This is a genomic window from Exiguobacterium sp. s89 (genome assembly GCF_018617735.1).
GTDB lineage: Bacteria > Bacillota > Bacilli > Exiguobacteriales > Exiguobacteriaceae > Exiguobacterium > Exiguobacterium marinum.
Map to the genome: position 1 here is coordinate 45,026 of NZ_JACSKS010000008.1, position 8,469 is coordinate 53,494.

Genomic DNA, 8,469 nt, shown 5'->3' on the forward strand with positions numbered 1-8,469 from the left:
CTCTTCTGCCCAAATAGTATACCATTTCTGTCAAGCCCGGTTGAGTAAGATGACCGCCTGTGCTGCGATTCCTTCTTCTCGTCCAGTGAAGCCGAGCTTCTCCGTCGTCGTCGCTTTCACGTTTACCTGTTCAATATCCGCTTCAAGAAGATCTGCGATGACCGCGCGCATCTCATCAATATAAGAACGCAGCTTCGGACGTTGTGCCATGACCGTCGCATCCACATTTCCGAGGACATATCCTTGGTCTTTCACAAGTTGCCATACGTGGCGAAGTAACACTTTCGAATCCGCATCTTTGAATTCAGGATCTGTATCAGGAAAATGCTTCCCGATATCGCCTGCCGCAATCGCTCCGAGCGCCGCATCGGCAATCGTATGGAGCAACACATCCGCATCAGAATGACCGAGAAGTCCACGCTCGTGTGGGATTTCGATTCCACCTAATATTAACGGACGTCCTTCCGCAAATGCATGTACATCAAATCCTTGACCAATTCTCATTGTAAATCCCCCTTCGCTAAAATCGCATCGCCAAACAGTAAATCCTCTGGTGTCGTCATCTTAATATTATGGTAATCTCCAGGGACCACTTGTACCGTTTCACCGAGCCATTCGAATAAACTGGCATCATCCGTTCCTAGCACCTGTCGTTCTACTGCTTTTTCATGCGCTGATAAAATCGCCTTGGCCTGAAAAGCTTGCGGTGTTTGTGCCAACCACAAGTTTTCACGGGGCACGGTTTGTTCGATTTGGTGACGCTCCACTTGTTTGACCGTATCCTTGACCGGTACCGCTAAAATAGCTCCACCTTGTAACGCAGCTTCTGCCACTTGATGCAGCTGTTCGCGTTTCACAAACGGACGAGCGCCATCATGAATCATCACAATCGTATCCGTTTCAACAACAAGCAGTCCTGCGTAGACACTCTGTTGTCGTTCTTCTCCGCCAATTACATATGTAATCGGCGTATCGATATGTGCCATCATCGCTTCAAACCAGTCACGTTCCTCTGGACGAATCGCTAAAACGATATGTTCACACCATGGATCGGTATCAAACGCTTGTAACGTCCATGCGATAATCGGCTTGCCTCGTAACGACAACATGAGTTTGTTCGCATCTGCTCCCATCCGCTTCCCTCTTCCCGCAGCCGGGATGACGACTGTATAAGCTACCATGTAAACACCTCTCTTCGTGAAAAAAGAGAGCGCTCCCGCGTCTCTTTTTTGTTCATTATTCCGGACGTGCAAAAATCATTCGACCTGCAGACGTCTGTAAGACACTCGTCACGACGACAGGAAGCGTCTTCGAAATCAACTTCCGTCCACCTTCCACGACAACCATCGTCCCATCTTCAAGATAGGCGACGCCTTGATTTTGCTCTTTTCCTTCTTTAATGACTGTCACGACCATCTCTTCGCCAGGAATGACGATTTGTTTGACGGCATTCGCTAAGTCATTGATATTCAATACCGGGACATTCCGTACTTCACACACTTTGTTTAAGTTATAGTCATTCGTGACAACAATACCATTTTTAAGTTCAGCCAATTTGATTAATTTGATATCGACTTCCGGTACATCTTCAAAGTCGCCATCATAAATTTCAACTTGGATGCGCTTGTTCTCCTGCAGTTCTTTTAAAATGTCGAGACCCCGACGACCACGATTTCGTTTTAATGTATCCGAAGAGTCGGCGATGTATTGGAGCTCTCCGATCACAAATTGCGGAACAATCAATGTCCCTTCCACGAATCCAGTCGTCGCAATATCCGCGATCCGACCGTCGATGATGACGCTCGTATCCAAGATTTTATCGTTAGAACGTTGAACCGGTTCAGCCGCCGGCTTCTCCCGTTCGCTCTTCACAAATAGTTTAATCCATTCGTTACGCTTCCGATAGCCGACCGCGAAACCAAAGTAACCAAACAGTGCCGTGACAAAAATCGGGACGATTTTACTCAGTAAGAAAATATTCGTGACTTCAAGCGATACACTGATCAAAAAGGCGATCAAGAGCCCGATGATAAGACCGATCGAACCGAATAAGATATCTCCCACCGGTAAACGGACGAGCCGTTCTTCGACAAAACGAATAAATGCAACAACACCATCTGTTAAGAATAAACTAAGAATGAAGAAGATAAGTCCACCAATCAAACTTGCTACGTATGGAATCGTTAACCACTCCGGCACATTCATGCCAAGGTCTGCTAATAAAAGCGTCGCTTCGATGATTCCGAACCAACCCACGACGAGTCCAATCAAAATAAATCCGATTCGTACAGCAATCTTCACTCATTCCACCTCCTTTTATATGAAATAAAATTTCAAAAAATAACACTTTCATTGTAACACGATTTTTTAATCACGTTCGTTACAAAGCGTTACAAACTGCCAGTGGCGACCCATCAAAATGGGATCGCCAACTGGAGTGCTTCATCCACTGTTCCGACACCGACCACCTCAATCCCTGCCGGAGCGGTCCATCCACCCATATTATTTTTCGGGATGATGGCCCTTGTAAACCCTAACTTTGCCGCCTCGGCAACACGTTGTTCGATTCGTGATACGCGCCGCACTTCTCCCGTCAATCCGACTTCTCCGATGCAGACATCCGTCGGCCGAGTCGGGCGATCGCGAAAACTAGAGGCGATTGAAATACAAATCGCAAGGTCAATCGCCGGTTCATCCAATTTGACACCACCGGCCGCTTTCAAATAAGCATCCTGTGTTTGAAGCAGAAGACCGGATCGTTTCTCGAGCACGGCCATGAGAAGCGCGACCCGATTTTGATCGATTCCCGTCGCCATTCGTCTCGGGTTCCCGAATGAGGTAGGGGAGATAAGTGCCTGCAGTTCGACGAGCACCGTCCGTGTCCCTTCCATCGAAGCAACGACCGTAGAGCCTGATACCCCTGCGGTTCGCTCTTCTAAAAAGATTTCGGACGGGTTGAGGACTTCTTCTAACCCACTCTCTTTCATCTCGAAAATCCCAATTTCATTCGTTGAACCAAACCGATTTTTCACCGCCCGCAAAATACGGAATGTATGATGACGTTCGCCTTCAAAGTAAAGCACCGCATCTACCATGTGTTCGAGTAAGCGCGGTCCTGCAATCGACCCTTGTTTCGTCACATGTCCGACAATGAAGACAGCAATCCCTCGCGTCTTCGCAATCTTCATGAGCGCCGCCGTACATTCTCGTACTTGTGACACACTGCCCGGAGCAGATTGAATCTCATCCATATACACCGTCTGAATCGAGTCGATGATGACAAACCCCGGCTGTTCTTCATCGATGACCCGTTCAATCATCAGCATGTCTGTCTCCGCGAGCACGAACAAGTCTTCGGTCGGTAAGCCGAGTCGTTCCGCGCGCAGTTTCGTCTGTTTGAGCGACTCCTCACCCGAAATATATAACACTTTTTTGCCGCTATGGGCTAAATGGGCACTGACTTGTAGCAAAATCGTCGACTTTCCGATTCCTGGGTCACCCCCGACTAAGACAAGGGAACCCGGGACGATTCCTCCACCGAGCACACGGTCAAATTCACGACTATTCGTGTGCACACGCGTCTCTTCTTGTGAGACGACGTTTGATAGACGTTCCGGTTTCAATTGTCGAGACGAACTATGGACAAATGCTGCACCGCGTTTGGCTTTCTTTTCTTCCACAAATTCTTCCACAAGCGTATTCCATTCATTACAACCTGGACAGCGCCCCATCCACTTCGCTGATTCATATCCACACGATTGGCAGACGTATTTCGTTTTAATTTTGGCCATAAGCTTCCTTCCTGTCTAAAAAAAGCTCCCTCATGAACAGTGAGGGAGCTGAATGATTTACTGAACGACACCTTCGTTACGAACGACAAACTCTCCATCTTGTACGTCGAGCGCAACTTTACTACCTTTGGTAATCGTACCGCCGAGCATTGCTTCTGAGAGACGGTCTTCCACTTCTCGCTGAAGAGCACGACGGAGGGGACGGGCCCCGTATTCCGGATCGTAGCCGACATCGGCAATCTTCTCGAGCGCCGCATCTGTCATGCTGAAATCAACACCCTGTTCGGCGAGACGTTTCTTAAGTGTCTCAGCCATAAGTTTGATGATTTCTTGGATGTGCTCTTTTTGAAGTGAATGGAAGACTGTGATTTCGTCAATTCGGTTCAAGAACTCAGGTCGGAACGCTTTTTTCAATTCCTCGAGCACTTTGTCTTTCATTTCCGTATACTCACGTTTCACATCATCTTCGACTGTGAATCCAACATATTTATTTCGTTGAAGCGCTGCTGCCCCGACGTTTGACGTCATGATGATGACGGTATTTCGGAAGTCGACCGTGCGACCTTTTGAGTCCGTCAAGCGACCGTCGTCTAGCACTTGAAGTAAGATGTTAAATACTTCAGGGTGTGCTTTCTCAATTTCGTCAAGAAGAATGACCGAATATGGTTTCCGGCGTACTTTCTCGGTTAATTGACCACCTTCTTCGTAACCAACATAGCCCGGAGGCGAACCGACGAGACGACTTGTCGCATGTTTCTCCATGTACTCTGACATGTCGATTCGAATAATCGCATCTTCATCGCCAAACATCGCTTCGGCAACTGCGCGGGCGAGCTCGGTTTTCCCGACTCCGGTCGGTCCGAGGAAGATGAACGAACCGATTGGACGTTTCGGATCTTTCAATCCGGCACGGGCACGACGGATAGCACGAGAAATCGATTTCACTGCATCGTCTTGACCGATGACACGATTGTGAAGAATCGATTCGAGTTTGAGGAGACGGTCCGTCTCTTCTTCGGCAATCTTTGTGACCGGTACTCCTGTCCAGTTTGCGACAACTTGAGCGATATCTTCTTTCGTCACTTCAAGTTTTTCGTTCCCTTGCTTATTCTGCCACTCTGCTTTCAATTCTTCTAATTCATCACGTAATTTTTGCTCCGTATCGCGAAGGGACGCTGCTTTTTCAAACTCTTGGCTTTGAACAGCAGAGTCTTTTTCTTTACGAATCGACTCGAGGCGCGATTCCAACTCTTTCAAGTTCGGCGGCGCTGTGAAAGAACGAAGTCGTACTTTTGATGCGGCTTCATCGACGAGGTCAATCGCCTTGTCCGGTAAGAAGCGATCCGAAATATAACGGTCAGAAAGGACGACCGCCTCATGAATGGCTGTGTCTGTAATCGTTACACGGTGGTGTGCCTCATAGCGGTCGCGTAAACCGAGAAGGATTTGCTCAGCCTCTTCTGCCGTCGGCTCGTTCACTTGAATTGGTTGGAAGCGTCGTTCAAGTGCTGCATCTTTCTCAATATACTTCCGGTACTCGTCGAGTGTTGTCGCCCCGATACATTGAAGTTCACCACGGGCCAATGACGGTTTGAGGATGTTCGACGCATCAATCGCGCCTTCAGCGCCTCCTGCACCAATCAATGTATGCAATTCATCGATGAAGAGAATGACGTTTCCAGCCTGGCGAATCTCATCCATGACCTTTTTCAAACGATCTTCGAACTCACCACGATATTTTGTACCGGCCACGAGCGTACCCATGTCGAGTACCATGACTCGTTTGTTACGAAGTGTCTCAGGGACTTCGTTGTTGATGATTTGTTGAGCAAGGCCTTCGACTACCGCGGTCTTCCCGACACCCGGCTCACCAATAAGAACCGGGTTGTTCTTTGTCCGACGAGACAAGACTTCGATAACACGTTGAATCTCACCTGCGCGTCCAATCACCGGATCTAAACGTGATTCTCTGGCTTGTTGCGTCAAGTCGCGTGCCAACCCATCAAGCGTTGGTGTTGCAGCGCTTGCGCCTGGTTGCGAAGCATTTGAAGAAGACTCGGTATTCCCGAGGAGCTGCAGTACTTGTTGACGTGCTTTCGTCAAACTGATTCCTAGGTTATTGAGGACGCGCGCTGCGACACCTTCCCCCTCACGAATCAATCCGAGAAGGATGTGTTCCGTTCCGACGTATGAATGTCCTAATTTTCTTGCTTCATCCATCGAGAGTTCAATGACTTTTTTCGCACGTGGTGTGTAGTGAATCGTCGATCCGTTCTCAGAACCACGTCCAATCAATGACTCGACTTCTTGTTGAATCTTTTCAGATGTCAGTCCTAGTGCGAAGAGTGCTTTCGCCGCAATCCCTTCTCCTTCCCGAACCAATCCTAATAAAATATGTTCTGTACCAATATTATGATGGCCAAGACGTACGGCTTCCTCTTGTGCTAAAGCTAATACGCGCTGTGCTCGCTCTGTAAATCGTCCAAACATCATTGACAAAACCTCCTTATAGTTGGATCAAACTAAGCCTTGATCTAACGTACGACGAACGAGTGTCGCTCGTTCTCGATCCCGCTCTTGTGTAGATAATGTTTTCCCGAAATGTTTTTGTAGAAAACCTGATTGTAACCGAACAATCAACTCGTGAAACTTCGGCGGGCTCCAATCAGACAAAATTCCAAGGTCACTTGCTAAATGTAAATCAGATAATCGTTCAACTGCTTCGGTGGAAGAGAGTAATTTAGCATATCGTAATATACCATATGACCGATAAAATCGATCTTCTAACTCTTCCTGTCGATTCGCAATGAGTTCTTCACGCGCATGCCGTTCTGCCTGAATCACTTGTTCTGTCACTTCCATAAAATCAGCCAACAGTTGTGATTCATGACTACCTAGTGTCCGTTGATTCGACAGCTGGAACAAGCGTCCGGCTGCATCGCTTCCTTCACCATACCGACCGCGAATCGTATAACCGAGTTTTCGAAGTTCCCGTAAAATCGGACCAATCCGACCCGTTAGCGTGAGTCCCGGTAAGTGTAACATGACCGAAGCTCGGAGTCCTGTTCCGATATTGCTTGGACATGTCGTCAAATAGCCTAACTGTTCATCAAAAGCATAAGAAAGTGACTCCGCGCATAATGCGTCTGCTTGTTTCGCTAATTCGAACGCCGCTTTCACTTGATAGCCGGGAAGCAACGTTTGAATTCGCAGATGGTCTTCCTCGTTGATTAGTACACTGATGGTTTCATCTTCACTTAAGAAGACCGCACTTTCTTCATTAGTAGCAACAGCCGGGCTAATCAAATGTTTCTCCATTAATGCTTGTCGTGTCACTTCATCATAATCACGCATATGAAGATATTCAAATCCCTTCAACCCGCGTAGACGTCCCTCTAAACGATCGCAAAGTTGACGTTCTCCTTCTTTAGAAAGGGCCGGTGAAAACACGGTGTCTTTGACGTTACGTGCCAGTCGGATTCTTGTGGAGACGACCAAATCATCAAGTTTGGCACGTTCTTTCATTTTTGGACCGAGTGGATGTGTTAGGAAAGGTTCCATTAGCCATCTCCCTGCCCTTCTAATTGCTTCATTTCTTTTTGAATACGTGCTGCCCGTTCATAATCTTCTTGTTCGACAGCACGGGTCAACTCCCCTGCTAACTTTTCAAGCCGCTCCTCAATCCGTTCATACGGTGTTCGTAGATGGTCAGGAATCGAACCGATATGACGATCGTGTCCTTGTTGATATTGACGGGTGATTTTTATCAGTTCATCCCGGAATACGGTATAACACGTAGCGCACCCTGCTTTTCTTACACGCAACAAGTCTTGGCGGGTCATCTGACAAGTCGGACAACGCTTCACGACCGGGACATAACCCGTCATGAGTTCTACCGTACATTGTCGACATAAGTGTCTTTTCACAGGTACATCTTGTTCCATGACAACGACTTCATTGACAGCCGGTCGCTGTTTACAACGTTCGCATAACATACGACTTATCCTCCATTACGGTAACGAAGTACTTTCATTAGTGCCAGTAACTGTTGACGTCGGATAAAGAAGCGATCGTCAACCTGTAAGTTTAACGCTTCATCTGATAAGAGATGATAAATCAACTGAGCTTCTTGCTCGTGCAACATTTGTTCTTCCACTAATCGAACAAGAACATTTTCGACGAGCTGTTCATTCAGACGTGGATGCTCAAGAATGACATCCATCAAACTAGAAAGGAGATCTTGCTTTTCATGCAAAGTGACGCGACGAATGCGAATATATCCGCCACCGCCACGTTTACTTTCTACTAAATATCCTTTTTCGACGGTAAAACGTGTGTTGATGACATAATTGATTTGGGATGGGACACATTCGAATCGTTGCGCGATATCTTGACGTTTAATTTCAATCGCATTCGCCTGACTTTCTTTCAACACTTGCTTCAAATACTGTTCAATGACATCCGAAATATTTCTCATCTCCACCACCCTCTGACCATCTTTGACTTTTGACTATATTTTATCATTGATTTAAAAAAAGGCAAATGAAAAGCGATGTTCTCCATGGAGAACATCGCTAATATACAAAAAGACGACCGAGCGTATGCTCGGTCGTCCTCTGCGTTGTTGCCTGGCAACGTCCTATCCTCACAGGGGGAGATCCCCCAACTACTTTCGGCG

Annotated in this window: 8 protein-coding genes; all 8 read right to left on the reverse strand. The window is 47.2% G+C overall.

Annotated features, from left to right (window positions below):
• Positions 1–30: 30 nt before the first annotated feature.
• The gene (gene ispF, locus KNO96_RS13800; protein WP_214704392.1) at positions 31–504 is read right to left on the reverse strand and encodes a 2-C-methyl-D-erythritol 2,4-cyclodiphosphate synthase; all 474 of its coding nucleotides are present in this window, start codon (positions 502–504) and stop codon (positions 31–33) included.
• Positions 501–1,181: a 2-C-methyl-D-erythritol 4-phosphate cytidylyltransferase gene (gene ispD, locus KNO96_RS13805; RefSeq protein WP_214704395.1), complete on the reverse strand. Its 681-nt coding sequence runs from the start codon at positions 1,179–1,181 to the stop codon at positions 501–503. The genes ispF and ispD overlap by 4 nt, the downstream gene beginning before the upstream one ends.
• A gap of 55 nt (positions 1,182–1,236) precedes the next feature.
• Entirely contained in the window at positions 1,237–2,301 is a 1,065-nt protein-coding gene (locus KNO96_RS13810; protein WP_012727703.1) for a PIN/TRAM domain-containing protein, read from the reverse strand.
• A gap of 113 nt (positions 2,302–2,414) precedes the next feature.
• A complete protein-coding gene (gene radA, locus KNO96_RS13815) occupies positions 2,415–3,791 on the reverse strand; it encodes a DNA repair protein RadA (protein WP_026824809.1) in 1,377 nt (458 codons plus the stop codon).
• 57 nt (positions 3,792–3,848) lie between these two features.
• The gene (locus KNO96_RS13820; protein WP_214704397.1) at positions 3,849–6,284 is read right to left on the reverse strand and encodes an ATP-dependent Clp protease ATP-binding subunit; all 2,436 of its coding nucleotides are present in this window, start codon (positions 6,282–6,284) and stop codon (positions 3,849–3,851) included.
• Between the two features lie 24 nt (positions 6,285–6,308).
• Positions 6,309–7,352 carry a protein arginine kinase gene (locus tag KNO96_RS13825; protein WP_026824807.1) on the reverse strand — a complete coding sequence of 348 codons (1,044 nt, stop codon included), beginning with the start codon at positions 7,350–7,352 and terminating at the stop codon, positions 6,309–6,311.
• Positions 7,352–7,786, reverse strand: coding sequence for a UvrB/UvrC motif-containing protein (locus KNO96_RS13830; protein WP_026824806.1), 435 nt, complete (start codon positions 7,784–7,786; stop codon positions 7,352–7,354). The genes KNO96_RS13825 and KNO96_RS13830 overlap by 1 nt, the downstream gene beginning before the upstream one ends.
• A 5-nt stretch (positions 7,787–7,791) precedes the next feature.
• A complete protein-coding gene (locus KNO96_RS13835) occupies positions 7,792–8,268 on the reverse strand; it encodes a CtsR family transcriptional regulator (RefSeq protein ID WP_026824805.1) in 477 nt (158 codons plus the stop codon).
• Positions 8,269–8,469: the final 201 nt, after the last annotated feature.